This window comes from Streptomyces sp. NPDC091649 (genome assembly GCF_044756785.1).
Classification (GTDB): domain Bacteria; phylum Actinomycetota; class Actinomycetes; order Streptomycetales; family Streptomycetaceae; genus Streptomyces.
Genome location: NZ_JBIVTR010000002.1, coordinates 159,387 through 184,363, shown reverse-complemented (window position 1 = coordinate 184,363; position 24,977 = coordinate 159,387). Strand labels below are relative to the sequence as shown.

Sequence of the window (24,977 nt, the reverse complement as noted above, 5' to 3'; positions counted from 1 at the left end):
CCCTCCCCGAACCCCGAACCCCGAGCCCCGCGGTCGGCGGCCCGGGCCCCGCACCCCGCATCCGGCATTCCGCACCGCATCCCGCATCCCCAGCAGAGGAGTCCCATGTCCCCCGCACGCACCCCCCGCTACACCGTCCCAGGCCTCGGCGTCGAGGAGGGCCGGCAGGTCATCGACCTCCTGACGCTGCGCCTGCACGCGCTCAACGACCTTGCGCTCACGCTCAAGCACATCCACTGGAACGTGGTCGGGCCGCACTTCATCGCCGTCCACGAGATGCTCGACCCGCAGACCGCCGCCGTACGGGACATGGCCGACGCCGCCGCCGAGCGGATCTCCGCCCTCGGCGGCGAGCCGGACGGCACGCCGGGCGCCCTGGTCAGGGAGCGGACCTGGGACGACTACAGCGTCGGCCGTGCCGACGCGATCGCCCACCTCGGGGCCCTGGACCTGGTCTACACGGGGATCATCGAGGACCACCGGGAGGCGATGGAGAAGGCCGGCGAGATCGACCCCGTCACCGAGGACCTGCTCATCGAGCACCTGCGCGGGCTGGAGCAGTTCCAGTGGTTCGTCCGGGCCCACCTGGAGAGCAGTTCCGGCGCCCTCTCGAACGCCGGCGCCGACACCGAGGAAGCGGCGGCCGAAGCCGCCTCCCCGAAGCGGGCCGCCGCCAAGCGCGCCCCCGCCAAGAAGACGACGCCCGCCCCGGAGAAGAAGACCGCCGCCAAGCGGCCGGCCAAGAAGACGACGGCGAGCAGGCGCACCACGCGCTGAACACCACCGCCAGGGACGACGGGGCGGCCCTTACGGCCGCAGGTCGTCCCTGGCCTGCGCCGCGATGTCGGGGAAGTCCGTCACCACCGCGTCCACGCCCTGCCCGTAGTGGAAGGCGTACTCGGCGAACGCGTCGCCGAAGGCGTCCGGCGCACTGCCGCGGCGGTATGCGGCCGGGAGGTACCGGTTCTCCGCCCGGAAGGTGTACGCGCCGACCTTCAGCCCCGCCGCGTGGGCGTCCGCCAGCAGCGTGCTCGGCGGGACGAGCGAGGACTTGTCCGGGCCGATCCAGTCGGCGTACGAGGCGATCCCACGCAGCCCGGCCGGGGTCATCATGTCCCGGTAGGAGGTCCCGTGCCCGTAGGGTCCGCCGCTCGTTCCCAGCGCCTGCCACAGCGGGAGGCCGAGCCGCGCGGCGGCCACCCGGCGCAGGCTGGAGGGCTCGAAGGACTGGACGACGCAGTCCCGGGCGGACAGCCGGTTGCGGCGGATCACCCGGACGAGCTCCTCCTCCAGCGGAAGCCCGATCGAGCGGAAGTACGTCGGGTGCTTGGTCTCGGGGAACACCGCGATCCTCCGGCCCGACTCCCGCGACAGCCGCCGGGCCAGGTCCACGACCTCCTGGAACGTCATCACCCGGCCCCGCCCGTCGAAGACCGTGTTGCGGTCGCGGATCAGCGGAAGCCGTTCCACCGTGCGCAGCGTCCTCAGCTCGCGCAGCGTGAAGTCCTCGGTGAACCAGCCGGTCACCGCCCTGCCGTCGACCGTCTTCGTGGTGCGGCGGCCGGCGAACTCCGGGTGCGCGGCGACGTCCGTCGTCCCGCCGATCTCGTTCTCGTGCCGCACGACCAGGACGTGGTCCCTCGTCGGCACGAGGTCCGGCTCGATCCAGTCGGCCCCGGCCCGTACGGCATAGGTGTACGCGTCGGCGGTGTGCTCGGGCCGCCAGCCCGCCGCCCCGCGATGGCCGATGACCAGGGGGCCCGACGGGCGGTGGGGGCGCCGGCCGGCGGGCGCGGCGACGGCCGGGGCGGTGGCCGCGGCGGTGGCGGCGGCGGTCGCCAGGAGGATCGAACGGCGCCTGGGGGCAACGGACATGACGGCTCCTCACGTGGACGGAGCCACCACGGAAGCGAGGGCGGATGACGGCCCGGCGTACGGGGCCCGGCCCTGCGATGTCCTGTTGGCCACGGGTGCGGGCAGCGCCGGGACCACACCGGAACACCGAACGCCGAAACGCCGGGCTCCGCCCCGATCGTACGAGGCGGAGCCCGGCGTTCGTAGCGGCCCTGCGGGAACTACTTCTCCCCTGCCGCCATCCCGGCCGCGCCGGCCGCGCCGTCACCGCCGGCCGCGCCGTCACCGCCGTCACCGCCGACGCCGCTGTCACCGCTGTCACCGTCGCCGCTCCGCCGCCGCTGGCGCACGAGGCCGACGCCGATCAGCGCCACGGTCAGCGCCCCCGTGGCCAGCAGCTGGTCACGGGTGTCCGGCTGGCGCAGCATCAGCAGGAAGATGCCCACCATGGCCGCGAGGGCGACGACCGTGCCGACGGGGAAGAACCACATCCGCACGACCAGCGTCTGAGGCGCCTCCCGCTCCGTGCGGCCGCGCAGGATCAGCTGGGAGGCCGCGATGAAGATCCACACCACCAGGATCACCGCGCCGATCATGTTCAGCAGCCAGGGGAAGACGTCGTCCGGCCGCCAGTAGCTGAGCAGCACGCACGCGAACCCGAAGACCGAGGAGAACAGCACGGCGTTGCGCGGCACCCCGGAGGAGATCCTGCCGAGCACGGCCGGTCCCTGGCCCCGGGCGACCAGCGACCGGGCCATGCGGGACGCGCCGTAGATGTTGGCGTTCATCGCGGAGAGCAGGGCGATGAGGATGACCACGTTCATGATCTGCGCGGCGGAGCCGATGCCGAGATGGTCGAGCATCGCGTAGAACGGGCCGACCTCGGCGACCTTCGGGTCGTCCCAGGGGACCAGCGTGACGATGACCGCCATGGAGCCGATGTAGAACACCGCGATGCGCCACATCGCCGTACGGACCGCCTTCGCGACGCCCCGCACCGGGTTCTCGGACTCGGCCGCCGCGATGGTGACGGTCTCCAGCCCGCCGTACGCGAAGACGGAGGCGAGGAGCCCGATGATGAATCCGTCCATGCCCTGGGGCAGGAAGCCCCCGTCGCCGGTCAGATTGGACAGGCCGGGCGCGTCCGTGTCGGGCAGCACGCCCAGGATCGCCAGCAGCCCGAGCACCAGGAACAGCGTGATCGCGATGACCTTGAGCGCGGCGAACCAGAACTCGAACTCGCCGAAGTTCTTCACGGCGGCCAGGTTCGTCCCGAGGAAGATCACCATGAACAGGGCGACCCAGGCCCACTCCGGCGTCCCCGGCAGCCAGCCGCTGACGATCTGCGCGGCCCCGATGCCCTCCAGGCCCACGGCGACGCAGAGCAGGAACCAGAAGGACCAGCCGGCGGTGAACCCGGCCCACGGGCCGATCGCCCGCTCGGCGTGCACGGAGAAGGAACCGGACGCCGGGTTGGCGGCCGACATCTCGCCGAGCATGCGCATCACCATCATGACGAGCAGCCCGGAGATGGCGTAGGCGACGATGATCGAGGGCCCTGCCGCCGCGATTCCGGCGCCCGAGCCGACGAACAGGCCGGCGCCGATCACCCCGCCGAGGGCGATCATCGAGAGGTGGCGCTGTTTCAGACCGTGGGTGAGCGCGGAGTCGGCCGAGGTCCCGGCGGGGGCCGCGGAGCCGGTGGTGGGGGGAGACGCGGAAGTCCGAGGCATGGACGAGCTCTGTTCGGTAGCTGAGACGGGGACGAAGCCCACAGTCTGAGCATCCGCACCGCTCACACGGAATGGGTGTCCGCTATACGGTCACCAGGCTCACACAAGGTGTACATCCGCTTACCGGTCGGTAGGAACGGGGCCCCCGCGCTCCCGCCACTGACGCCCCACCGCGACCAGCAGCACCAGCGCCGTCGCCCCCGCCGACCACAGCACCTGGGGGCGTGCCGACGCGTCGGTCAGCATCAGCACCAGCACCCCGGACAGCCCGGCCAGCGTCACCCAGGTCAGATACGGGAAGCACCACATCCGCAGCGTCAGCGCCCCGGGGGCCTCCCGCTCCAGCCGGGCGCGCAGCCGCAGCTGGGAGGCGGCGATCAGCGCCCAGACGAACAGCAGCACCGCGCCGACCGAGTTGAGCATGTAGAGGAACACCGTGTCCGGCCACAGCAGGTTGAGCAGTACGGAGACGAAGCCGAAGGCCACCGACGCCAGCACCGCCCGCCGCGGTACACCGCCCCCCGCCCCGCCGTCGCCCGAGACCCTCAGCAGTGAGCGCGGGGCCTCCCCGCGCTCCGCCAGCGAGAAGATCATGCGGGAGGAGCCGTACAGATTGGCGTTGAGCGCGGACAGCAGCGCCACGAACACCACGATGTTCATGATCTGCCCGGCCGACGGCACCCCGATCGCGTCCAGCACCTTCACATACGGGCTCAGTCCGGCCTGCTGCGCGGTCCACGGCAGCACGGTCACGATCACCAGCATCGAGCCGACGTAGAAGAAGAGGATGCGCACCACCGCGCTGCGCACCGCCCGGCCCACCGCGCGCGCAGGGTCGTCGGTCTCGGCGGCGGCGATGGTGACGACCTCCAGCCCGCCGAAGGCGAAGACCACGGTCAGCACGCCGGAGACGACGCCTTCCCAGCCGTTGGGCAGAAAGCCGCCCCGGCCGGTCAGGTTGGCCATCCCGGCCGGATCGGTGTCCGGGAGCCATCCGAGGACGGCCAGCAGCCCGAGCACCAGGAAGACCACGATCGCGCCGACCTTCAGGGAGGCGAACCAGAACTCGAACTCGCCGAAGTTCTTCACCGCCGTCAGGTTCGCCGCGGTGAAGACCACCATGAACAGCAGCACCCATGTCCACGGCTCGACGCCCGGCACCCAGCCATGGGCGATCTGCGCCGCCGCCGTCGCCTCCACGGCGAGGACCACGACCAGCAGGAACCAGTACAGCCAGCCGGCGCTGAACCCGGCCCACCGCCCGAGCGCCCGCTCGGCGTGCACGGAGAACGAGCCGGAGGCGGGCATCGCGGCGGACATCTCGCCCAGCATCCGCATCACCAGCATCGCGAGCGTCCCCGCGATCAGATACGAGACGACGATCGCGGGTCCCGCCACCGCGATCCCGGCGCCCGAGCCGACGAACAGCCCGGCCCCGATCACCCCGCCGAGCCCCAGCATCGTCAGATGGCGCTGCTTGAGGCCGTGCGACAGCGGCTCGTCCGGAGCGAGGGGGGACGGAGGAACGGGAGTGGGCGAAGGGGCTTCGTGCATGGGGGAGGGGTCGCTCTCGGATCGACGGCTCATCGGCGGACCGGCCGGGAAGGCCGGTCATCGCGGGGAGCGGATCGTTTATGGGGAAGCTACAGTCTCGCCGATCCCCGCCCTCCCCGCCAAAACGCACGACACCGCGCTCACCTCCGTGACGAGCGTCACGCGGGAACATGATTGCGGCGCGGGCTTTGTGTGAACCCCACCAAGTCATCAACCACCGCTTTGTGGGCGGCTGATGGTGATCGAGCGTTAACCCGTGGGCTAACGTCGGCGGGAGCCCGACCCCACCCTGCCCGGCGGGAGCCGCCCGGCCCCCTGCCCTCACCCGCGGAGTCCCGATGAGCACTGCTGCCGCCCCCGTCCGCTCCGGAGCGGTCCTCGCCGACCTGCTGCCCGCCGTCCGGCACCGCTACGCCGTGGACGCGGCCCTCGTCCTCGGCGGCGCGGCCCTGACCGGCATCGCGGCCCAGATCGCCGTCCCGGTCCCCGGCTCCCCGGTCCCCGTCACCGGCCAGACCTTCGCCGCACTCCTCATCGGCACCGCGCTGGGAGCCCGCCGCGGCTTCCTCTCGCTCGCGCTGTACGCGCTCGTCGGCATGGCCGGAATGCCGTGGTTCGCCGAGTCCGCCTCGGGCTGGGCGATGCCCTCCCTGGGCTACGTCTTCGGCATGCTCCTGGCCGCCACCGTCGTCGGTGCCCTCGCCCGGCGCGGCGGTGACCGCTCGGTGCCGCGCACCGCGGGCACGATGATCCTGGGCTCCGCGATCATCTACGCGATCGGCGTGCCCTACCTCGCGCTGTCCACCGGGATGTCGCTGAGCGCCGCCGTCGCGGCCGGCCTCACCCCGTTCCTGATCGGCGACGCCCTCAAGGCCGCGCTGGCCATGGGAGCACTGCCCGCCGCCTGGAAGATCCTCGGCCGCCGCGGCTGACCCCAGCCCTCGCAGGGGCCGCCGAAGAGGCCCGCCGGAGAGAACCGGGAGACCGGGCCGGCGAGCCTCTTCGCCGTTTCCGGCTCGTGGTGTCCGTGGGGACCGGGCAGCCGGGGACCGCATGGTGCGGAAGCGCGAGGGACGCGGACCGCATCGAACGCGGGAAAGGCTCCCACCCCGCTGACGGCCGCCCCGCGATGTTCGTGCCACACTTCGCACCATGCGCGTGTACCTCGGATCCGACCATGCCGGCTACGAACTCAAGAACCACCTCGTCGAGTGGCTCGGCGCCCACGGCCACGAGGCCGTCGACTGCGGCCCCCACATCTACGACGCCCAGGACGACTACCCGCCGTTCTGCCTGCGTGCCGCCGAGAAGACGGCCGCCGACCCGGAGAGCCTCGGCATCGTGATCGGCGGCTCCGGCAACGGCGAGCAGATCGCCGCCAACAAGGTCAAGGGCGTCCGCGCCGCACTGGCCTGGAGCGAGCAGACCGCCGCCCTCGGCCGCGAGCACAACGACGCCAACGTCGTCGCGATCGGCGGCCGGATGCACACGGTCGAGGAGTCCACGAAGTTCGTCGAGATCTTCCTCTCCACGCCCTACTCCGGCGAGGAGCGCCACACGCGCCGCATCGAGATGCTCTCGGCGTACGAGACCACCGGCGAGCTCCCCCCGATCCCGGCCCACCACCCGCAGCAGGGCTGATCCGCCCGACCGCCCCACGTTCCTCCCGTGCCGCCGGGTCCCGGACCCGGCGGCACGGCCATGCCGCCGCCCCTCCGCGGACCCTGCCGCCCCCCTTCCACCAGGAGCCCCGCCGTGCCCGAGGGACACACCATCCGCCGCCTCGCCGACGACCACGCCGAACGGTTCGCGGGCACACCGGTAGGGGTGAGCAGTCCGCAGGGCAAGTTCTCCGACAGCGCGGCCCTGCTCGACGGGCGGACGCTCACCGCCACCGACGCGCACGGCAAGCACCTCTTCCTCGGCTTCGGCGACACCGGCTGGGTCCACATCCACCTCGGCCTCTTCGGCAAGCTCGCCTTCGGCGCCGCCCCGCCCCCGCCGCCCACCGACACGGTCCGCCTCCGCCTCGTCAACGCAGACCACCACGCGGACCTGCGCGGCCCCACCACCTGCGCCCTGATCACCGAGCCGGAGAAGCGCGCCATACACGAGCGCCTGGGCCCCGACCCGCTGCGCGGCGACGAGGACGGGGAGCGCGCCTGGCAGCGGATCTCCCGCAGCCGGACCACCGTCGCCGCCCTGCTGATGGACCAGAAGGTCATCGCGGGCGTCGGCAACGTCTACCGCGCCGAGGTCCTCTTCCGCCACGGCATCGATCCGTACCGCGCGGGCCGGGACCTCACCCGCGCCGAGTGGGACACCGTCTGGGCGGACCTGGCGGAGCTGATGCGCGAAGGCGTCCGGAACAACCGGATCGACACCGTCCGCCCCGAACACCTGCCCGAGGCCATGGGCCGCCCGCCCCGCGTGGACGACCACGGCGGCGAGGTCTACGTCTACCGCCGCGCCAACCTGCCCTGCCACATCTGCCGTACGGAGATCCGCACCGCGGACCTGGTCTCCCGCAACCTCTTCTGGTGCCCCCGGTGCCAGCCCCCCGGCCCCTCCGGCGGCTGAGCCCGCAGGGCTCCCGCACACCCGCCCCGGGGCCGCGGAGGCGTGTCATATGCCACGCGCATGCGGGCGCCGTCGCGCGGACGACCCGTTTCGCGCGCATTGTCACCGGGGTCCCCCTGCACCGGAGGCGTCCGGGTGGATAAGGTCCCGGCAGTGGCCCGTAGCGGAGCAGCAGACGACTTCTGGGCCCGGTGGCGGAGAAAGATGCACCGGGCCCGCAGCGGCCTGCGCAAATCCGGGGTCGACTACTTCCGCGGCGACGGCTCCGACTGGATCGCCCTGGCCGGCCTGCTGCTGACGGTCCCGGCCATCGCGGTCGCCACCGTCCTCAGCCCGGTCTGGGTCGACCCGGCCGCCCTCGCCCTGCCCATCGTGGCGGGCGGGCTGCTGCTGCGCCCCGCCAGCCTGCTGGGCCTGTACGCGACGGCCGCCGGCGCACTGATCGTCGAGGCGCTCACCCTCGGCCCGTACCTGGGCGGGCCCGCCCGGGTCACCCCGGGCACCGTGCTCGTGGTCGCCGCCTGCGGCTTCTTCGGGCTGATCCTCGCCCAGTTCCGGGCCCGGGTCGGCGTGCCCTGGCGGCGCGGCGGCACGATGCTCTTCGACCTGCGCGAACGCATCCGCGTCCAGAGCTCCCTGCCCCGGCTTCCCCAGGGCTGGCACCGAGAGATGGCCCTGCGCCCGGCCGGCGGCCAGTCGTTCTCCGGGGACTTCGTCGTCGCCGCGCGCACCCACGGGGGCCGCACCCTGGAGGCCGTCCTCACCGACGTCTCCGGCAAGGGCATGGACGCGGGCTCCCGGGCCCTGCTGCTGTCCGGAGCCTTCGGCGGGCTGCTCGGCTCGCTGCCCCCGCACGCCTTCCTGCCCGCCGCCAACGGCTATCTGCTGCGCCAGGACTGGGACGAGGGCTTCGCCACCTCGATCCACCTGGTGCTGGACCTGGAGTCGGGCGACTACGAGATCTACTCCGCCGGCCATCCGCCCGCCCTCCAACTGCACGCGGGCAGCGGGCAGTGGGAGGAGAAGTCCGGGGAGGGGCCCCTGCTCGGCGTCTACGACGGGGCCGAATTCGACGCGGTGAAGGGGTCCCTCGCGCCCGGCGACGTACTGATGTTGTTCACGGACGGTCTGGTGGAGGCGTCCGACCGGGACATCGCCGAGGGCATCGACCGGCTGACGGGCGAGGCCGACCGCTATGTCTCCACCGGCTTCGAGGGCGCGGCCTGGCATCTGATCGAGGCTTGCGCCAAGGACGTCAACGACGACCGGGCCCTGCTGCTGCTCTCCCGCCGGGCCTGAGCCGCTCCAGCACCGACAGCGCCCGGCAGCCGACGCGGAGACGCCCGGCCCCGTCGCCCGGTGGCGGGGCGCCTCTCCGCCGCCGCCGTACGTCAGGCCGGCACCGCAACTCGTTCCCGGTCCTGATCGCCGTCCTTCCCGCGGCCGCCCGGCAGGACGCCGGCCAGCCAGTGCGAGCGGCCGGCGGCCAGCGGCGCGAGGACGGCGAGGAGGAGGACGTAGCCGGCGATGAACGGCGACAGCCGCTCGTCCAGTCCGGCCGCCGCCGCCATCGTGGCCAGGATGAGCGCGAACTCACCGCGGGCCACCAGGGTGGTGGCGATGTTGGCCGTGGCCTGCGCACCGAAGGAGTACACCTTCGCCGCCGCGAGGCCGGCCGCGATGTTCATGGCGAGCGTCAGCACCACGGCCGCCAGCACCGGCCACAGCACGCTCGGGAGGTCGCCCGGGTCGATGGAGAGGCCGAAGGCGAAGAAGAAGATCGCGCCGAACGCGTCCCGCAGCGGGTGGACCAGCTTGAGGATCCGGGCGGCGGACGAGGTGGAGCCGAGCATCAGGCCGACCATGAACGCGCCGATCGCGTCGGCGACGCCGAACATCTCGGAGACGCCGGCGACGAAGACGGCGACGCCCAGGAAGGAGATGACGAGCAGCTCGTCGTCCTTGGTGTTCATCAGCTTGCCGACGGTCTTCGTGCCGAACCGCGCCGCCAGGGCCAGCAGCAACAGGAAACCGAAGGCTTTGCCGCCGTCGGCCAGCGCGGCCGGGAGGCTGTCCGCACCGGACAGGATCGGCTGGAGTGCGGCCAGGTACAGGGCGAGGAAGACGTCCTCGACGACGATGATGCCGAGGATCGGCCGGGTCTCCGGATTTCCGATGCGCCCGAGGTCCACCAGGATCTTGGTGACGATCGCGGACGAGGAGATGCCGAGGACACCGGCGAGGACCAGCGCCTCCGAGGCGCCCCAGCCCAGCGCGAAGCCGAAGCCCAGCCCGGCGCCGACGTTCAGGGCGAGATAGGTCCCGCCCGCGACGGCCATCTTCCGGCCGCCCGTCCTGAGGTCGTCCATGTGGAATTCGAGCCCCAGGTAGAAGAGCAGGAGGACGAGTCCCAGCGCGGAGAGCATCTCCAGGTCGTGCGGGTTGGACAGGAGCGTGTATCCGGGGGTGTGGGGGCCGAGGAGGATTCCGGCCAGGATGAACAGGGGGATCGTCGGCAGTCCGATACGGCCGCCGAGGCGGGCGAGGACGGCGGCGGCGAGGAAGGCGCCGCCCATGGCGAGGAGGGTGTCTGCGTGTCCGATGAGCCTGATCCTTCGGGGTCGGGTCAAGAAAGAGTCAAGGGGGCATCAAGATTCCATCAGTAATTAGTTTACCGAACGATTGACCCTGTAACTGTGAAGCCGTTGAACCGTCAGGCTCCGTCCACCTCTTCGTGCGGCTACTCCGTGCCAACCGCCTTATGAGCGCACTGGGTTGGCGTGCGGACGTAGGGTCGGCGCATGACGGGACACCTGAGCGTCTCCGAGGTGGAGGCCATCGCCCGCGCGGCCCACGCGCGGCAGACGGACAAGGCGGGCCGCCCGTACGCGGAACACCTGGCGGCAGTGGCCGAAGGTGTACGGGTGCGCGGCGGCGACGAGCGGCAGATCGCCGCGGCCTGGCTGCACGACGCGGTGGAGGACGCCGCGCTCTCCGCTCGGTGGCTGGCGGCGGCGGGCCTGCCGCAGGAGGTGAAGGACATGGTCCTGGCGGTGACCAGGCGGCCGGGCGAGGAGCTGTCCTCGTACGCCGGACGGATCCTGGCGACTCCGGGCGCGCTGCTCATCAAGGAGGCCGATCTGGCCCACAACGCGGACCCCGCCCGCCTCGCGGTCCTGGACGAGGCCACCCGTACCCGGCTGACGGCGAAGTATGCGCAGGTACGCGGGCTGTTGGGGCTGGTCGGCGGTGAATCACCCTCGGACCGAAAGAATCCGGCCATCCCGGAGACGCACTGATCCACCCGCGGCCGGGGCCGTCGGGTGGATCGGCGGGAGGGGCGGGAGGGCGGCGGCACGGTCGGGCGACCGGCCGGCCCGCCGGGGCTCAGCGCCGCTCGGGGTCCTTCCGGAAAGCCCACCTCAGATCCGGATCGGTGGCCCACTTCAGGGCGCGGCCCACCAGCGGGGTGCACATCAGCGTCACGGCGGCCGCCGCCGTGAGCGAGACGACGACCAGCCCGGCCGGGTCGGAGAGCCACGTGAAGCGGTCGAACAGCCCCGTGTACCCGGCGCCCTTGATGAGGAAACCGTGCAGCAGGTAGCCGCAGACCGTCCCGGCGCCGAGCGCCGTGAACCACCGGGTCCCGCCGGGCGCCCAGGCCAGGAAGCCGATCGTGAGCGCCAGGGCGCAGCCGAACATCGCGAGCGTCATCACCGCGCCCGACCACCACGGGGCGCCCATCTCCTGCGCGCTGTTGGCGCGGTAGAGCCAGCCGAGCTGCATGCGCGGGGCGATCCAGTACGCGAAGAGCAGTGCGCCGGCGAACAGCGGCAGGGACAGCAGCCGTACCTCGCGCCGCCTGACCAGCTGGAAGTGCTCGGGCTTCAGCAGCAGGCCGAGCACGAAGAACGGCAGGAACTGCAGCACCCGCTGGAGATCGAGGTCGTCGCCGATGTCGGGGGAGACGGAGGCGAGCGCGGCGACGGCTAGGGCCACCGGCAGCGGATGACGCAGCGTGCGCCAGATCGGCGTGGTCACCCGCCAGATGAACAGGGCGATCAGGAACCAGGTGAGAAAGAACGGGTCGACCAGGCTGATCGCCATGTCGGGCGAATCGTCCGCGTACCGCTTGAAGAGCGAATAGGCCGTCTCGAACAGCACGTACGGCACCGCGACCGAGGTGATCAGCCGTTTCACCTTGGGCGCCGTCATGTCGAACGACCGGGAGAAGTATCCGGAGACGAGGATGAAGGCCGGCATGTGGAACGCGTACACGATCATGTACAGCGCCCGGGTGGCGCGGCTGCCGTCCATCACGGGTTCCCAGGCGTGCGCCACCGCGACGAGGACGATGGCCAGATACTTCACATTGTCGAAGTAGGGATCGCGCTTCCTCGCCGCCGCCGGGGCCGGAGCGGGGGACCCCGGCGCACCGGGCTCGGCGACGGAACGGGGCGCGGTGGCGGTCGGCGCCTGCTCGCGTCCGGGCTCCGGCTCCCGGGTCGCCGGGGGGAGCGGGGCCCTCTGAAATGCGCTCGGAGCTTGGAACATCTAAGGCACCTTAGACCGCCCGATTGCCTCACGTAAAACTCCTTGGGTATATCGCTTGTTCCCCTCTATTCGAATGTGAAACCGTCGAAAACTGCCCGTTATGGCACCTTTGATCCCGCTCAATTGGGGCGTATCGCCAAGGTGTTGACCGGAGTGAATTACACCGCATTCACGTCTCCCGTGAGCTGTGAATGATGTGTGGGGGTGCGGAAAAGATCACTGCGGCGGATTTCCGGACGCAGGAAATCCACAGCGGACGCACAGAAAGAGCGCCGACGGTGGGAGGTCGCGCACTCGCCTCGCGCGGGGTCGGCGCGCGTCGCCCCCGGTGGTTGCCGCGACGGCGGAGTCCGCCCGTGAAGGATGGCGGGATCCCGTCACTCCGTTCCATCACCCGGCCACACCCACGGGGGAGTTGGTGGCACGATGGGGGGCGACGGGGCGCGCGGCGGTGCACGCTTCCGGGCCGGCAAGGCGGACCGACCGAGGGTGTGATCAGACGTGGCTATTTCACTGTCTATGGTGCTGCTGTTCGCGGTCATCCTCGTGGTGATGATCCGTGGCGGCTCCATCAAGGCCGGTCCCGCGATCGTCGCCGCGCTGTTCGGCTTCTTCCTGGCATCGACCGGCATGGCTCCGTCGATCAACAGGTTCATGAACTCGATAGCCGACACCATCAACCAGATCAGCTTCTGAAGCGCCGCCCGGTCACCCGGGCGGGGCGCCGGCTTCCCGGGCGCGTCCCGGTTCTCCACCACACCGCCAACGCGCGAGGGCCGGGCCGGAGAGACATCCTCCGGCCCGGCCCTCGACGCCGTGGAGCGGGCGACGGGAATCGAACCCGCGTAGCTAGTTTGGAAGACTAGGGCTCTACCATTGAGCTACGCCCGCATGCGTCGCACCGCAGGTCCGTGGACCGCGGCACGAAGAGCATCGTAGCGGGTCGACGGAGGTCCCCGCACACCCGCTGGTGCCGGGCGCGTGACCGGACCACTCCGGACCCGGGGAACCGCTGGGGAAAGCGGCGGACCCACGGCTCCCGTGCATGTACCCTACGTGTCGCACCGACGGGGTGTGGCGCAGCTTGGTAGCGCGTCCGCTTTGGGAGCGGAAGGTCGTCGGTTCGAATCCGGCCACCCCGACCACCAGCAAGATCGCATTGTGGGAGTCCTCCCCCTTGCCGTTACTATGCAAAATGCGTGCCCGTGTGTCTGATGTACCGGGCTCGGTCCGCGAAGCCGCCATTCGGCGGCCGAGCAGAACCCCAAGAAGTCAGCCACCAAGGAGACCGAACCGTGAAGAGCGCCGTGGAGACCCTGAACCCGACCCGGGTTCGGCTCAGCATTGAGGTGCCCTTCGAGGAGCTCAAGGACAGCCTCGACGCGGCGTACAAGAAGATCAACCAGCAGGTCACGGTGAAGGGCTTCCGCAAGGGCAAGATCCCCGCCCGGGTCATCGACCAGCGGTTCGGCCGCGGTGCGGTGCTGGAGGAGGCCGTCAACGACGCCCTCCCGAAGTTCTACACCGAGGCGGTCAACGAGGGTGAGCTGAACGTCCTCGGCCAGCCCGAGGTCGACATCACCGAGCTGAAGGACGGCGAACTGCTGGCCTTCACCGCCGAGGTTGACGTACGCCCCGAGATCGAGATCCCGGACTACTCCGGCATCGAGGTCACCGTCGACGCCCTTGAGGTCACCGACGAAGAGGTCGAGAAGGCCGTGGAGCAGCTCCGCGAGCGCTTCGCCGCCACCAACCCGGTCGAGCGCGCCGCCGCCGACGGCGACGTCGTCACGATCGACCTGGAGGCCAAGGTCGACGGCGAGGTCCTGGAGGACGGCGTGGCCGCCGGTGTCTCGTACACCATCGGCTCCGGCGAGCTCCTCGACGGCATCGACGAGGCCGTGACCGGCCTGGAGGCCGGTGGCGAGGCCACCTTCACCTCCGAGCTGAAGGGCGGCTCCGCCGAGGGCAAGGCCGCGGAGGTCACCGTCAAGGTCACGTCCGTCGCCGCCCGTGAGCTCCCCGAGCTGGACGACGACTTCGCCCAGATGGCCAGCGAGTTCGACACGCTGGAGGAGCTGAAGGCCGACAGCCGCAAGCGCCTGGAGACCACCAAGCAGTACGACCAGGCCACCCAGGCCCAGGAGCGGGTCCTCGAGGAGCTGCTGAAGCTCGCCGAGGTCCCGATCCCGGAGAAGCTGCTCGCGGACGAGGTCCAGACCCGCAAGCACAACCTGGAGCACCACCAGCTCGGCCAGATGGGTCTCGACCTCGAGAAGTACCTCGAGATCCAGGGCAAGACCCTGGAGGAGTTCGAGAACGAGACCTCCGAGCAGGCCGTCAAGGGCATCAAGACCCAGTTCATCCTGGACGAGCTCGTCAACAAGGAGAAGCTGAACGTCAACCAGGAGGAGCTCACCGAGCACCTCATGCGGCGCGCGCAGTCCTCCGGTATGAGCCCCGACCAGTTCGCCCAGGCCGTCGTCGAGGGTGGCCAGGTGCCGATGCTCGTCGGCGAGGTCGCCCGCGGCAAGGCGCTCGCCGTCGTCGTCGAGGCCGCCAAGGTCATCGACACCAACGGTGAGGTCGTCGACCTGGAGGACGAGGAAGAGTCCGCCGAGACCGCGGAGACGGCCGAGGCCGCCACCGAGGACAAGGCGGAGGAGAAGGCCGAGGAGAAGAACGAGGCGTGAGCCTCGCCCTGATCCGCTCGACAGCCTCACGCTGATCGGCACGACGGGCCCCGGACGCACCGCGCGTCCGGGGCCCGTCGTCATGGCCCGTCGCATCGCCGTGCGGCCCCGGAACCCTTGTGCCCACTGCGGACCTTGCGCTCCCAGCGAACAGTTGCGGAAGCGGGATGGCGTTGTCCCACCTGCGCGTTAGGGTCCATGAAGGAAGGGTGGGGGCAGTGCCTCCATCCGCCCGGTACGAAGACGCTGAGACGGCCGGAGCCGTCAGAGACGAGCAGGTGGATACGTGACGAATCTGATGCCCTACGCCGCCGGAGAGCCGTCCCTCGGTGGTGGCCTCGGTGACCAGGTCTACAGCCGACTGCTCGGCGAGCGCATCATCTTCCTCGGTCAGCAGGTCGACGATGACATCGCCAACAAGATCACCGCACAGCTTCTCCTCCTTGCCGCTGATCCGGACAAGGACATCTACCTCTACATCAACAGCCCCGGTGGTTCGGTGACGGCCGGCATGGCGGTCTACGACACCATGCAGTACATCCCCAACGACGTCGTCACCATCGGCATGGGCATGGCCGCCTCCATGGGCCAGTTCCTGCTCACCGGCGGCGCCGCGGGCAAGCGCTTCGCGCTCCCGAACACCGACATCCTCATGCACCAGGGTTCGGCCGGCATCGGCGGCACGGCCTCGGACATCAAGATCCAGGCCGAGTACCTGCTCCGCACCAAGACGCGGATGGCGGAGATCACCGCCCGCCACTCCGGCCAGACCGTCGAGACGATCATCCGCGACGGCGACCGCGACCGCTGGTACACGGCGGAGGAGGCCAAGGAGTACGGCCTCATCGACGAGATCATCACGTTCGCGTCGGGCATTCCGGGCGGCGGCGGCACCGGTGCCTGAGCCGGTTCCCACCGGACCGGCGGCCCCGACTCCCGCACGCCTCTCGTACGCCGAGACCTCCAGCCCACAGAACGCCACCAGGATGGTGAACACCCCTATGAACAACTACTCCGGCGCCTCCGCGAGCGGCCTCTACACCGGCCCGCAGGTGGACAACCGCTATGTCGTCCCGCGCTTCGTGGAGCGCACCTCGCAGGGTGTGCGCGAGTACGACCCGTACGCGAAGCTCTTCGAGGAGCGCGTGATCTTCCTGGGCGTCCAGATCGACGACGCCTCGGCCAACGACGTCATGGCGCAGCTGCTGTGCCTGGAGTCGATGGACCCCGACCGCGACATCTCGATCTACATCAACAGCCCCGGCGGCTCGTTCACCGCGCTCACCGCGATCTACGACACGATGCAGTTCGTGAAGCCGGACATCCAGACGGTCTGCATGGGCCAGGCGGCCTCCGCCGCCGCCGTCCTGCTGGCCGCGGGCACCCCGGGCAAGCGCATGGCACTCCCGCACGCCCGGGTGCTCATCCACCAGCCGTCCTCGCAGACGGGCCGCGAGCAGCTCTCCGACCTGGAGATCGCGGCCAACGAGATCCTCCGCATGCGTACGCAGCTGGAGGAGATGCTGGCCCGGCACTCGACGACCCCGCTGGAGAAGATCAGCGAGGACATCGAGCGCGACAAGATCCTCACGGCCGAGGACGCCCTGGCGTACGGTCTCGTGGACCAGATCGTTTCCACCCGCAAGACCACCGCGGGCGCATCGGTCTGACGTCGGTCTTTCCCCTTGGCACAGTCCGTTTCCACAGCCACGGCCGTGTGAACCGTGCCAAGGGGGGCCCGAACGGGGGCCCAGGCAAGGTACCGTCGGATAGAGGCACCAGGAGGCGCTGAACCAGGCGTCTCCCAGGCGAAGGGGAAGCACCTCGTGGCACGCATCGGTGATGGCGGCGACCTGCTCAAGTGCTCGTTCTGCGGAAAGAGCCAGAAGCAGGTGAAGAAGCTCATCGCGGGACCCGGTGTGTACATCTGCGACGAGTGCATCGATCTCTGCAACGAGATCATCGAGGAGGAGCTCGCCGAGACGAGCGAGGTCCGCTGGGAGGAGCTTCCCAAGCCTCGCGAGATCTACGAGTTCCTGGAGGGGTACGTCGTCGGGCAGGAGCCCGCGAAGAAGGCCCTCTCGGTCGCGGTGTACAACCACTACAAGCGGGTCCAGGCCGGGGAGAACGGCGGCGGCGCCAATCGTGAGGACGCGATCGAGCTCGCCAAGTCGAACATCCTCCTGCTGGGCCCCACGGGTTCCGGAAAGACGCTCCTCGCGCAGACGCTGGCCCGCATGCTGAACGTCCCGTTCGCCATCGCGGACGCGACGGCGCTGACGGAGGCCGGCTATGTCGGCGAGGACGTCGAGAACATCCTGCTCAAGCTGATCCAGGCGGCCGACTACGACGTCAAGAAGGCCGAGACCGGGATCATCTACATCGACGAGATCGACAAGGTCGCCCGCAAGAGCGAGAACCCGTCGATCACCCGCGATGTCTCCGGCGAGGGTGTGCAGCAGGCCCTGCTGAAGATCCTGGAGGGCACCACCGCCTCCGTCCCGCCGCAGGGCGGACGCAAGCACCCCCACCAGGAGTTCATCCAGATCGACACGACGAACGTGCTGTTCATCGTGGGCGGCGCGTTCTCCGGCCTGGAGAAGATCATCGAGTCCCGGGCCGGTGCCAAGGGCATCGGCTTCGGCGCCACGATCCGCTCCAAGCTGGAGATCCAGGCGAGCGACCAGTTCCAGGAGGTCATGCCGGAGGACCTGGTGAAGTTCGGGATGATCCCCGAGTTCATCGGCCGTCTCCCCGTGCTGACCTCGGTCCACAACCTGGACCGCGAGGCCCTGCTCCAGATCCTCATCGAGCCGCGCAACGCCCTCGTCAAGCAGTACGAGCGGCTGTTCGAACTCGACGGTGTGGAGCTGGAGTTCGAGCGCGAGGCGCTGGAGGCCATCGCGGATCAGGCGATCCTGCGCCAGACCGGGGCACGCGGTCTGCGGGCGATCATGGAGGAAGTCCTCCAGTCCGTGATGTACGAGGTCCCGTCCCGCAAGGACGTCGCCCGCGTCGTCATCACCCCGGACGTCGTCCGCGACAACGTCAACCCGACGCTGGTCCCGCGCGAGCCGCGCACGATCGGCAAGAACGACGGCGGCCGGCACGAGAAGTCGGCGTAGCCGCGGAGGACCCGCGTATGCGGAAGGGGCGCCCACCGGATGAACCGGCGGGCGCCCCTTCGGCGTTGAGCGATCAGATCTTGGTGCGGGAGGCGTTGTAGAACTTGGCGGCGAGGGAGGCCACGTCCTCCTGCGGCAGGCCCTTGCCCGTCAGCGCCGAGCTGACATCGAGACTGCCGACGATGCCGACCGTGCTGTAGTCGGCCCAGATGCACACCGGCATGGTGAACTCCTTCGGCCCGTTCGCGGCGGTGCCGTCGGCCTTGTCGTTGGCCACCTTCAAGTCCTGGCACTTCATCAGCGCGCCGTCGAAGCCGTCCGGCTTGAACTCCTTGGGACTGCCCACCAGGGTGACCTTGCTGTCACCCTTCGTCATGTTCTTCTCGGCCTTGTCGAAGGCGCCGTCGAGCGTCTTCGCCGGGTCGGAGACCTCACCCCACACGCCCTCGAAGATGAGCATCTTCTGGGCGAGCGGGTTGTCCTTGGTGCCGCTCTGGTACTGAGCCGCCGCCTTGTTGGCGTTCTTGACCCCCATGGCCTCGGCCTCGGCCTTGTCGTCGCCGGTGGCCGGGCCGGACTCCGTGGGCTTGGACGTGTCCTTCTTGAAGTCCTCCACCGTCTCCGGGGGAGTCAGCTTGTACCCCTTCGTGGAGTCGGCCACGTCACTGCTGCCGCCCGAGGTGAAGAAGTACACCCCGCCCGCGACGACCGCCAGAGCCACCACGGCGACGCCGATGATCAGGCCCGTCTTCTTCTTCGGCTGCTGCGGCGGCGTCCCGTACCCCGGCTGGCCGCCGTACGGAGGCGCCGGCGGCTGCTGGCCGTACGGGCCGGGCTGCTGGGCCTGCGGGTAGCCGTAGCCCTGCTGGGGCTGCTGCGGCTGCTGCCCGTACGGGTTCGGCTGCTGCGGCGGCACGCCCTGAGGGGCCTGCTGGGGGTAGCCGTAGCCGGGCTGACCCTGCGGGGGGCCCTGGGGCGGCGGGGTCCCGTACGGACCCGGCTGCTGGCCGTACGGCCCGGGCTGGCCCTGCGGCGGCTGCCCGCCGTACGGGCCCGGCTGGTTGTAGCTCATTGCGGTGTCCCCTCCAGAATTCTCGGACCGACCGACACGTGAAGGGGCGGCGTCGCGGGACTGGGCACGCGCATCTGCGGCGTTGTCGTCAAGCGCCATGGCTCCGCCATGCCTCGATCCTCCGCCTTGCAGCCGCACGCACCCGGCCCCGCTCCTTCTCCCGCCCTCCACGTGCCGGTCGGTCCTTATGCGTTGCGAACATCCTGACGGAAGCCGCCCTGACATGGGGGATCGGGTCGGACACCGTTACTGAACTAACCCGTTTCAGTGCAGACCTGTGACGGCCCTAAACTGTCTCCCGTGACCGAGAACACTCAGCAGCCAAGCGCCAGCAACCCCGAACTGCCGACCCAGTACGCGCCGGCCGAGGTAGAGGGGAAGTTGTACGAGCGCTGGGTGGAGCGCGGGTACTTCGAAGCCGACGAGCACAGCGACAAGCCGCCGTACAGCATCGTCATCCCGCCGCCGAACGTCACCGGGTCACTCCACCTGGGCCACGCCTTCGAGCACACCCTGATCGACGCCCTGGTCCGCCGAAAGCGGATGCAGGGCTTCGAGGCGCTGTACCAGCCGGGCATGGACCACGCCGGCATCGCCACCCAGAACGTCGTCGAGCGTGAGCTCGGCAAGGAGGGCAAGTCCCGCCACGACCTGGGCCGCGAGGCGTTCGTCGACCGCGTCTGGCAGTGGAAGAACGAGTCCGGCGGCCAGATCTCCGGCCAGATGCGCCGCCTCGGCGAGGGCGTCGCCTGGTCCCGTGAGCGCTTCACCATGGACGAGGGCCTGTCCAAGGCCGTCCAGACCGTCTTCAAGCAGATGTACGACGACGGGCTGATCTACCGCGCCGAGCGCATCATCAACTGGTGCCCCCGCTGTCTCACCGCGATCTCCGACATCGAGGTCGAGTACCAGGAGGACGACGGCGAGCTCGTCTCCATGACGTACGGGGACGGGGACGAGACCATCGTCGTCGCCACCACCCGCGCCGAGACGATGCTCGGTGACACCGCCGTCGCCGTCCACCCCGACGACGAGCGCTACCAGCACCTGGTCGGCAAGCAGATCAGCCTGCCGCTGACCGACCGCACCATCCCCGTCGTCGCCGACCACCACGTCGACCCGGAGTTCGGCACCGGCGCGGTCAAGGTGACGCCCGCGCACGACCCGAACGACTTCGAGATCGGCAAGCGCCACGACCTGCCGTTCCTCACGGTCCTGGACGAGCGCGCGGTCATCACCGTCCCCGGCCCCTTCCAGGGCCTGGACCGCCTTGAGGCCCGCTCCGCCATCGTCGCCGCCCTGCGCGCCGAGGGCCGGATCGTCGCCGAGAAGCGCCCGTACGTCCACTCCGTCGGGCACTGCTCGCGCTGCAAGACGACCATCGAGCCGCGCCTCTCGCTCCAGTGGTGGGTCAAGGTCGCCCCGCTCGCCAAGGCCGCCGGCGACGCGGTCCGCGACGGCAGCGTCAAGATCCACCCGCAGGAGATGGAGAAGCGGTACTTCGACTGGGTCGACAACCTGCACGACTGGACGATCTCGCGCCAGCTCTGGTGGGGCCACCGCATCCCCGTCTGGTACGGCCCGAACGGCGAGGTCGTCTGCGTCGGACCCGACGAGACGGCGCCCACCGGCGAGGGCTGGACCCAGGACAGCGACGTCCTGGACACCTGGTTCTCCTCCGGCCTGTGGCCGTTCTCCACCCTCGGCTGGCCCGAACAGACCGACAGCCTCGCGAAGTTCTACCCGAACTCCGTCCTGGTCACCGGCTACGACATCCTCTTCTTCTGGGTCGCCCGGATGATGATGTTCGGCCTGTACGTCAACGACGGCGTCCCGCCGTTCTCCACCATCGTCCTGCACGGCATGGTCCGCGACGAGCACGGCAAGAAGATGTCGAAGTCCTTCGGCAACGTCGTCAACCCGCTGGACTGGATGGACAAGTACGGCTCCGACGCCCTGCGCTTCACCCTCGCGCGCGGCGCCAACCCCGGCACCGACGTCCCGATCGGCGAGGAGTGGGTCCAGGGCTCGGCGAAGTTCTCCAACAAGATCTGGAACGCCACCCGCTTCGCCCTGATGAACGGCGCCACGATCGAGGGCGACCTGCCCCCGGTCGAGGAGATGTCGGTCACCGACCGCTGGATCCTCTCCCGCCTCAACAAGACGGTCGCGGACGTCGACGCGTTCTACGACGACTTCCAGTTCGCCAAGATCAGTGAGTCCCTGCGCCACTTCGCGTGGGACGAGGTCTTCGACTGGTACGTCGAGCTGTCCAAGACCACGTTCTTCGCGGGCGGCCGTCCGGCCGAGGTCTCGGGCCGGGTCCTCGGCGAGGTCCTCGACGTGATGCTGCGGCTGCTGCACCCGATCGTCCCGTTCGTCACGGAGGCGCTGTGGACCGCGCTCACCGGGCGCGAGTCGATCGTCATCGCCGAGTGGCCGGTCGACTCCGGCTTCCGCGACGACGCGGCCGAGAAGGAGATCGAGCTGGTCCAGCAGGTCGTCACCGAGGTCCGCCGCTTCCGCAACGACCAGGGCCTCCAGCCCGGCCAGAAGGTCCCGGCCGAGCTGACCCTGACCGGCACGGAGCTCGCCCCGCACGAGGCGGCCATCCGCCAGCTCCTGCGGCTCCAGCCCGCCGGGGATGGCTTCCAGGCCACCGCGTCGCTCCCCGTCGCCGGAGCCACGGTCGCCCTGGACCTGTCCGGCACCATCGACGTGGCGGCCGAGCGCAAGCGCCTCACGAAGGACCTGGAGGCCGCGCAGAAGGAGAAGGCCCAGGCCACCGGCAAGCTCGGCAACGAAGCCTTCCTGGCCAAGGCCCCGGACAACGTGGTCGACAAGATCCGCGGCCGGCTCGCCAAGGCCGAGGCCGACATCGAGCGGATCGGCGCCCAGCTGGCGGGCCTCCCGCAGAGCTGATGAGCTGAGGACGAGGCCCCCGTACCCCCGACCGACCGGGGGAGCGGGGGCTTCGCCGTACCGCGGGGCGACAGTCTGCCGGGCGCTGCGCGCGATGTCGGTGCCCATCCGTAGACTGGGGCCCGTGAGTGAGCCCCGCCCTTCAGACCGGCACGACGCGTCCGATCCCGACGACACCTTCGAGGAGATCGTCGACGAGGCGACCCAGCGCGACCCCGACCTGGCGGTGATCGAGGCCGGGAGCCGCACCCTGCGCACCCACGCGGGCCACCCGCAGGGCGAAGCGGTCCCGGCCCGCCCGGCCGACCCCGAGACCGACAAGGCACTGCGCGCGGTGGAGCAGGAGCTCGCCGGACGCTGGGGCGAGACCAAGCTGGAGCCGTCCGTCACGCGGATCGCCGCGCTGATGGACGTCCTCGGCGAGCCGCAGCGCGCCTACCCCTCCATCCACATCACCGGCACCAACGGCAAGACCAGCACGGCCCGCATGATCGAGGCCCTGCTCAACGCCTTCGAGCTGCGCACCGGCCGCTACACCTCCCCGCACGTCCAGTCGATCACCGAGCGGATCAGCCTCGACGGCGCGCCGATCGCGCCCGAGCGGTTCATCGAGACGTACGAGGACGTCAAGCCGTACGTCGAGATGGTCGACGCCCAGCAGCCCTACCGGCTCTCCTTCTTCGAGGTCCTCACCGGCATGGCGTACGCGGCCTTCGCCGACGCGCCTGTCGACGTGGCGGTCGTCGAGGTCGGCATGGGCGGCACCTGGGACGCCACCAACGTCATCGACTCCACCGTCGCCGTCGTCACCCCGATCTCGCTGGACCACACCGACCGCCTCGGCACCACACCGGCCGAGATCGCCGGCGAGAAGGCCGGCGTCATCAAGCAGGGCGCCACGGTCGTCCTGGCGCAGCAGCCGGTGGACGCCGCGCAGGTGATGCTGAAGAAGGCCGTCGAGGTGGACGCCACCGTGGCCCGCGAGGGCATGGAGTTCGGCGTCACCTCGCGCGAGATCGCGGTCGGCGGGCAGCTGCTCACCCTGCGCGGTCTCGGCGGCGAGTACGAGGACATCTTCCTTCCGCTGTACGGGGCCCACCAGGCCCACAACGCCGCGGTGGCGCTCTCCGCGGTCGAGGCGTTCTTCGGCATCGGCGCCGAGCAGGCACGCTCCCTCGACATCGACGCGATCCGCAAGGCGTTCGCCTCGGTGCGCTCGCCCGGCCGCCTGGAGGTCGTGCGCTCCAGCCCGACCGTCGTGCTGGACGCCGCGCACAACCCGGCCGGAGCCAAGGCGGCCGCCGACGGCGTCTCCGAGGCGTTCAGCTTCTCCCGGCTGATCGGCGTGGTCGGCACCAGCGGCGACAAGGACGTGCGCGGGCTCCTGGAAGCCTTCGAGCCGATCTTCGCCGAGATCGTCGTCACGCAGAACTCCACCGACCGCGCGATGGACGCGGACGAGCTGGCCGGCATCGCCGTGGAGGTCTTCGGCGACGACCGGGTCCAGGTCGAGCCCCGCCTCGACGACGCGTTGGAGGCGGCGATCACCCTGGCCGAGGAAGAGGACGAATACGCGGGCGCCGGCGTGCTGGTGACCGGGTCCGTGATCACGGTCGGCGAAGCCCGGCTGCTGCTGGGAAGGGGCTGAGACACCCGATGCGGATGCTCTGCTCCTCGACGCTGATCGGTGAGTTCTTCGTGATCGGCTTCGCCGGTCTCGTCGCGATGAAGCTGGACGACGCCTCCATGGCCCTGGTCTGGACGGTGTGCGGCATCGGCATGGCCCTGTCCGTGCTGCTGTGCGGAATGATCACTCGGCCGGGGGGCGTCCAACTGGGCTGGGCGCTCCAGATCGCCCTGGTCCTGAGCGGTTTCGTGGTCCCGATGATGTTCGTCCTGGGGCTGGCCTTCGGCGCCCTGTGGTGGGCCTCGATCCACTACGGCCGCAAGATCGACGAGGCCAAGGCCCACTGGGCCGCCCGGCAGGAAGCCGACGAGGCCACGGCCTGAGGCCCGGAGCCCCGCCGGACGCCTCGGCCCGCGTGGTCCGAGCCCGCCCGGGGCCGCTCGCCCCGGCCCCGGGTCCCGGCCTTCCGGCCCGGCCGTCGAGCGCCCGAAGGTGACCCTGGGTGAACCCGGGCGCAGACCCGTTCCCGTACCCCTGTAATCTCGCCCTCACCGCACCCGTATGCCTGGCCTTGCAAGGAGCCGTACATGACTCAGCGCACTCTCGTCCTGCTCAAGCCCGACGCTGTCCGCCGTGGCCTGATCGGCGAGATCGTCGGCCGCATCGAGCGCAAGGCGGACTGGCGGATCACCGCGCTGGAACTGCGCACCCTGGACCAGGAGACGCTGGAGCAGCACTACGGCGAGCACAAGGGCCGCCCGTTCTACGAGCCGCTCGTCGAGTTCATGGCGTCCGGCCCCGTCGTCGCCCTGGTGGCCGAAGGTGAGCGGGTCATCGAGGGCGTCCGTGCCCTGGCCGGCCCCACCGACCCGATCGCCGCCGCGCCCGGGTCCATCCGTGGCGACTTCGGCACGATCACCCGGGAGAACCTCATCCACGCCTCGGACTCCGAGGAGTCCGCGGAGCGAGAACTGAAGCTTTTCTTTCCGGGACTTTCCTGACCCGATCGGCCAAACAGCGCTGTCCGCCTGGGGCGACCGAAGTAATTCGGTCGCCCTTCGGCATAGGGTTCGGGGTCGCGGGAACGCATCCCTCCGACGTAACGTCACCATGGGTAGAACGGGCACCCGTTCCGCTCGCCATGGCGAAGAACCCTCGCGCTGTGTCCGTGTTTACGGCACTACGATGGAAGCTTCCACGCCCGCAGCGCCAACCTCGCCTACCAGAACAAGCCATTTCCGCTTCTTGGGAAGGCCCGACGCA

Annotated in this window: 21 protein-coding genes and 2 tRNA genes; 16 read left to right on the top strand and 7 right to left on the bottom strand. The window is 70.3% G+C overall.

All coding sequences use genetic code 11. The features are described 5' to 3' along the window. Positions 1-105: 105 nt before the first annotated feature. A complete protein-coding gene (locus ACIQMU_RS06070; protein WP_352241515.1) occupies positions 106-777 on the top strand; it encodes a DNA starvation/stationary phase protection protein in 672 nt (223 codons plus the stop codon). Between the two features lie 30 nt (positions 778-807). Here the strand turns inward: ACIQMU_RS06070 and ACIQMU_RS06065 are convergent, their stop codons facing one another. The 3 genes from ACIQMU_RS06065 to ACIQMU_RS06055 form a co-directional block, all read right to left on the bottom strand. After that, positions 808-1,875 (bottom strand): glycerophosphodiester phosphodiesterase family protein, encoded by a 1,068-nt coding sequence (locus ACIQMU_RS06065; RefSeq protein WP_402688287.1) that lies wholly within the window; start codon positions 1,873-1,875, stop codon positions 808-810. A gap of 200 nt (positions 1,876-2,075) precedes the next feature. Further along, a complete protein-coding gene (locus ACIQMU_RS06060; RefSeq protein ID WP_402688286.1) occupies positions 2,076-3,587 on the bottom strand; it encodes an amino acid permease in 1,512 nt (503 codons plus the stop codon). Positions 3,588-3,707: 120 nt separating this feature from the next. Continuing rightward, positions 3,708-5,141: an amino acid permease gene (locus ACIQMU_RS06055; protein WP_352241538.1), complete on the bottom strand. Its 1,434-nt coding sequence runs from the start codon at positions 5,139-5,141 to the stop codon at positions 3,708-3,710. A gap of 338 nt (positions 5,142-5,479) precedes the next feature. On the opposite strand from ACIQMU_RS06055, the gene ACIQMU_RS06050 reads away from it, so the two are divergent. The 4 genes from ACIQMU_RS06050 (at position 5,480) to ACIQMU_RS06035 (ending at position 9,020) form a co-directional block, all read left to right on the top strand. Further along, a complete protein-coding gene (locus tag ACIQMU_RS06050) occupies positions 5,480-6,073 on the top strand; it encodes a biotin transporter BioY (RefSeq protein WP_352241512.1) in 594 nt (197 codons plus the stop codon). 220 nt (positions 6,074-6,293) lie between these two features. Further along, positions 6,294-6,782 (top strand): ribose-5-phosphate isomerase, encoded by a 489-nt coding sequence (locus ACIQMU_RS06045; protein ID WP_352241511.1) that lies wholly within the window; start codon positions 6,294-6,296, stop codon positions 6,780-6,782. A gap of 114 nt (positions 6,783-6,896) precedes the next feature. Beyond that, positions 6,897-7,721, top strand: a complete 825-nt coding sequence (locus tag ACIQMU_RS06040) for a DNA-formamidopyrimidine glycosylase family protein (RefSeq protein ID WP_352241510.1) — start codon at positions 6,897-6,899, stop codon at positions 7,719-7,721. A gap of 204 nt (positions 7,722-7,925) precedes the next feature. Next, positions 7,926-9,020 (top strand): PP2C family protein-serine/threonine phosphatase, encoded by a 1,095-nt coding sequence (locus ACIQMU_RS06035; protein ID WP_402688418.1) that lies wholly within the window; start codon positions 7,926-7,928, stop codon positions 9,018-9,020. A gap of 92 nt (positions 9,021-9,112) precedes the next feature. On the opposite strand, the gene ACIQMU_RS06030 is transcribed toward ACIQMU_RS06035, so the two are convergent. Further along, positions 9,113-10,297, bottom strand: coding sequence for a cation:proton antiporter (locus ACIQMU_RS06030; protein WP_402688285.1), 1,185 nt, complete (start codon positions 10,295-10,297; stop codon positions 9,113-9,115). A 225-nt stretch (positions 10,298-10,522) separates the two neighbouring features. Here ACIQMU_RS06030 and ACIQMU_RS06025 point away from each other — a divergent pair, with 225 nt between their 5' ends. Continuing rightward, complete coding sequence (locus ACIQMU_RS06025; protein ID WP_402688284.1) at positions 10,523-11,020, top strand: HD domain-containing protein; 498 nt, start codon at positions 10,523-10,525, stop codon at positions 11,018-11,020. Positions 11,021-11,108: 88 nt separating this feature from the next. On the opposite strand, the gene ACIQMU_RS06020 is transcribed toward ACIQMU_RS06025, so the two are convergent. After that, positions 11,109-12,275: an acyltransferase family protein gene (locus ACIQMU_RS06020; RefSeq protein WP_402688283.1), complete on the bottom strand. Its 1,167-nt coding sequence runs from the start codon at positions 12,273-12,275 to the stop codon at positions 11,109-11,111. Between the two features lie 501 nt (positions 12,276-12,776). Between ACIQMU_RS06020 and ACIQMU_RS06015 the strand changes: the two genes are divergently transcribed. After that, a complete protein-coding gene (locus tag ACIQMU_RS06015; protein WP_032790970.1) occupies positions 12,777-12,971 on the top strand; it encodes a hypothetical protein in 195 nt (64 codons plus the stop codon). A 121-nt stretch (positions 12,972-13,092) separates the two neighbouring features. On the opposite strand, the gene ACIQMU_RS06010 is transcribed toward ACIQMU_RS06015, so the two are convergent. Next, positions 13,093-13,166, bottom strand: a tRNA-Gly gene (locus tag ACIQMU_RS06010). A gap of 177 nt (positions 13,167-13,343) precedes the next feature. On the opposite strand from ACIQMU_RS06010, the gene ACIQMU_RS06005 reads away from it, so the two are divergent. The 5 genes from ACIQMU_RS06005 (at position 13,344) to clpX (ending at position 18,093) form a co-directional block, all read left to right on the top strand. After that, a tRNA-Pro gene (locus ACIQMU_RS06005) sits at positions 13,344-13,420 on the top strand. 150 nt (positions 13,421-13,570) lie between these two features. After that, on the top strand, positions 13,571-14,968 hold the full coding sequence (gene tig, locus ACIQMU_RS06000; RefSeq protein ID WP_352241505.1) for a trigger factor: 1,398 nt from the start codon (positions 13,571-13,573) through the stop codon (positions 14,966-14,968). Positions 14,969-15,266: 298 nt separating this feature from the next. Then, positions 15,267-15,872, top strand: coding sequence for an ATP-dependent Clp protease proteolytic subunit (locus ACIQMU_RS05995; RefSeq protein WP_030077754.1), 606 nt, complete (start codon positions 15,267-15,269; stop codon positions 15,870-15,872). Positions 15,873-15,954: 82 nt separating this feature from the next. After that, positions 15,955-16,638, top strand: a complete 684-nt coding sequence (locus ACIQMU_RS05990) for an ATP-dependent Clp protease proteolytic subunit (protein ID WP_352241504.1) — start codon at positions 15,955-15,957, stop codon at positions 16,636-16,638. Positions 16,639-16,794: 156 nt separating this feature from the next. After that, entirely contained in the window at positions 16,795-18,093 is a 1,299-nt protein-coding gene (gene clpX / locus ACIQMU_RS05985; RefSeq protein ID WP_352241503.1) for an ATP-dependent Clp protease ATP-binding subunit ClpX, read from the top strand. 73 nt (positions 18,094-18,166) lie between these two features. Here the strand turns inward: clpX and ACIQMU_RS05980 are convergent, their stop codons facing one another. Continuing rightward, positions 18,167-19,165, bottom strand: coding sequence for a hypothetical protein (locus ACIQMU_RS05980; RefSeq protein ID WP_352241501.1), 999 nt, complete (start codon positions 19,163-19,165; stop codon positions 18,167-18,169). A gap of 300 nt (positions 19,166-19,465) precedes the next feature. Here ACIQMU_RS05980 and ACIQMU_RS05975 point away from each other — a divergent pair, with 300 nt between their 5' ends. From ACIQMU_RS05975 to ndk, 4 genes are all read left to right on the top strand, one after another. Next, the gene (locus ACIQMU_RS05975) at positions 19,466-22,087 is read left to right on the top strand and encodes a valine--tRNA ligase (RefSeq protein WP_402688282.1); all 2,622 of its coding nucleotides are present in this window, start codon (positions 19,466-19,468) and stop codon (positions 22,085-22,087) included. A 124-nt stretch (positions 22,088-22,211) separates the two neighbouring features. Beyond that, positions 22,212-23,735, top strand: coding sequence for a folylpolyglutamate synthase/dihydrofolate synthase family protein (locus tag ACIQMU_RS05970; protein WP_352241499.1), 1,524 nt, complete (start codon positions 22,212-22,214; stop codon positions 23,733-23,735). Positions 23,736-23,743: 8 nt separating this feature from the next. After that, positions 23,744-24,097 carry a DUF4233 domain-containing protein gene (locus ACIQMU_RS05965; protein ID WP_352241498.1) on the top strand — a complete coding sequence of 118 codons (354 nt, stop codon included), beginning with the start codon at positions 23,744-23,746 and terminating at the stop codon, positions 24,095-24,097. 204 nt (positions 24,098-24,301) lie between these two features. Further along, a complete protein-coding gene (gene ndk / locus ACIQMU_RS05960; RefSeq protein ID WP_096631747.1) occupies positions 24,302-24,715 on the top strand; it encodes a nucleoside-diphosphate kinase in 414 nt (137 codons plus the stop codon). Positions 24,716-24,977: the final 262 nt, after the last annotated feature.

Coding starts and splice junctions, on each gene's coding strand:
- ACIQMU_RS06070 (WP_352241515.1), top strand. CDS start 106: ATGTCCCCCGCACGCACCCCCCGCTACACCGTCCCAGGCCTCGGCGTC.
- ACIQMU_RS06065 (WP_402688287.1), bottom strand. CDS start 1,875: ATGTCCGTTGCCCCCAGGCGCCGTTCGATCCTCCTGGCGACCGCCGCC.
- ACIQMU_RS06060 (WP_402688286.1), bottom strand. CDS start 3,587: ATGCCTCGGACTTCCGCGTCTCCCCCCACCACCGGCTCCGCGGCCCCC.
- ACIQMU_RS06055 (WP_352241538.1), bottom strand. CDS start 5,141: ATGCACGAAGCCCCTTCGCCCACTCCCGTTCCTCCGTCCCCCCTCGCT.
- ACIQMU_RS06050 (WP_352241512.1), top strand. CDS start 5,480: ATGAGCACTGCTGCCGCCCCCGTCCGCTCCGGAGCGGTCCTCGCCGAC.
- ACIQMU_RS06045 (WP_352241511.1), top strand. CDS start 6,294: ATGCGCGTGTACCTCGGATCCGACCATGCCGGCTACGAACTCAAGAAC.
- ACIQMU_RS06035 (WP_402688418.1), top strand. CDS start 7,926: ATGCACCGGGCCCGCAGCGGCCTGCGCAAATCCGGGGTCGACTACTTC.
- ACIQMU_RS06030 (WP_402688285.1), bottom strand. CDS start 10,297: ATGGGCGGCGCCTTCCTCGCCGCCGCCGTCCTCGCCCGCCTCGGCGGC.
- ACIQMU_RS06025 (WP_402688284.1), top strand. CDS start 10,523: ATGACGGGACACCTGAGCGTCTCCGAGGTGGAGGCCATCGCCCGCGCG.
- ACIQMU_RS06020 (WP_402688283.1), bottom strand. CDS start 12,275: ATGTTCCAAGCTCCGAGCGCATTTCAGAGGGCCCCGCTCCCCCCGGCG.
- ACIQMU_RS05995 (WP_030077754.1), top strand. CDS start 15,267: ATGCCCTACGCCGCCGGAGAGCCGTCCCTCGGTGGTGGCCTCGGTGAC.
- ACIQMU_RS05990 (WP_352241504.1), top strand. CDS start 15,955: ATGGTGAACACCCCTATGAACAACTACTCCGGCGCCTCCGCGAGCGGC.
- ACIQMU_RS05980 (WP_352241501.1), bottom strand. CDS start 19,165: ATGAGCTACAACCAGCCGGGCCCGTACGGCGGGCAGCCGCCGCAGGGC.
- ACIQMU_RS05965 (WP_352241498.1), top strand. CDS start 23,744: ATGCGGATGCTCTGCTCCTCGACGCTGATCGGTGAGTTCTTCGTGATC.
- ndk (WP_096631747.1), top strand. CDS start 24,302: ATGACTCAGCGCACTCTCGTCCTGCTCAAGCCCGACGCTGTCCGCCGT.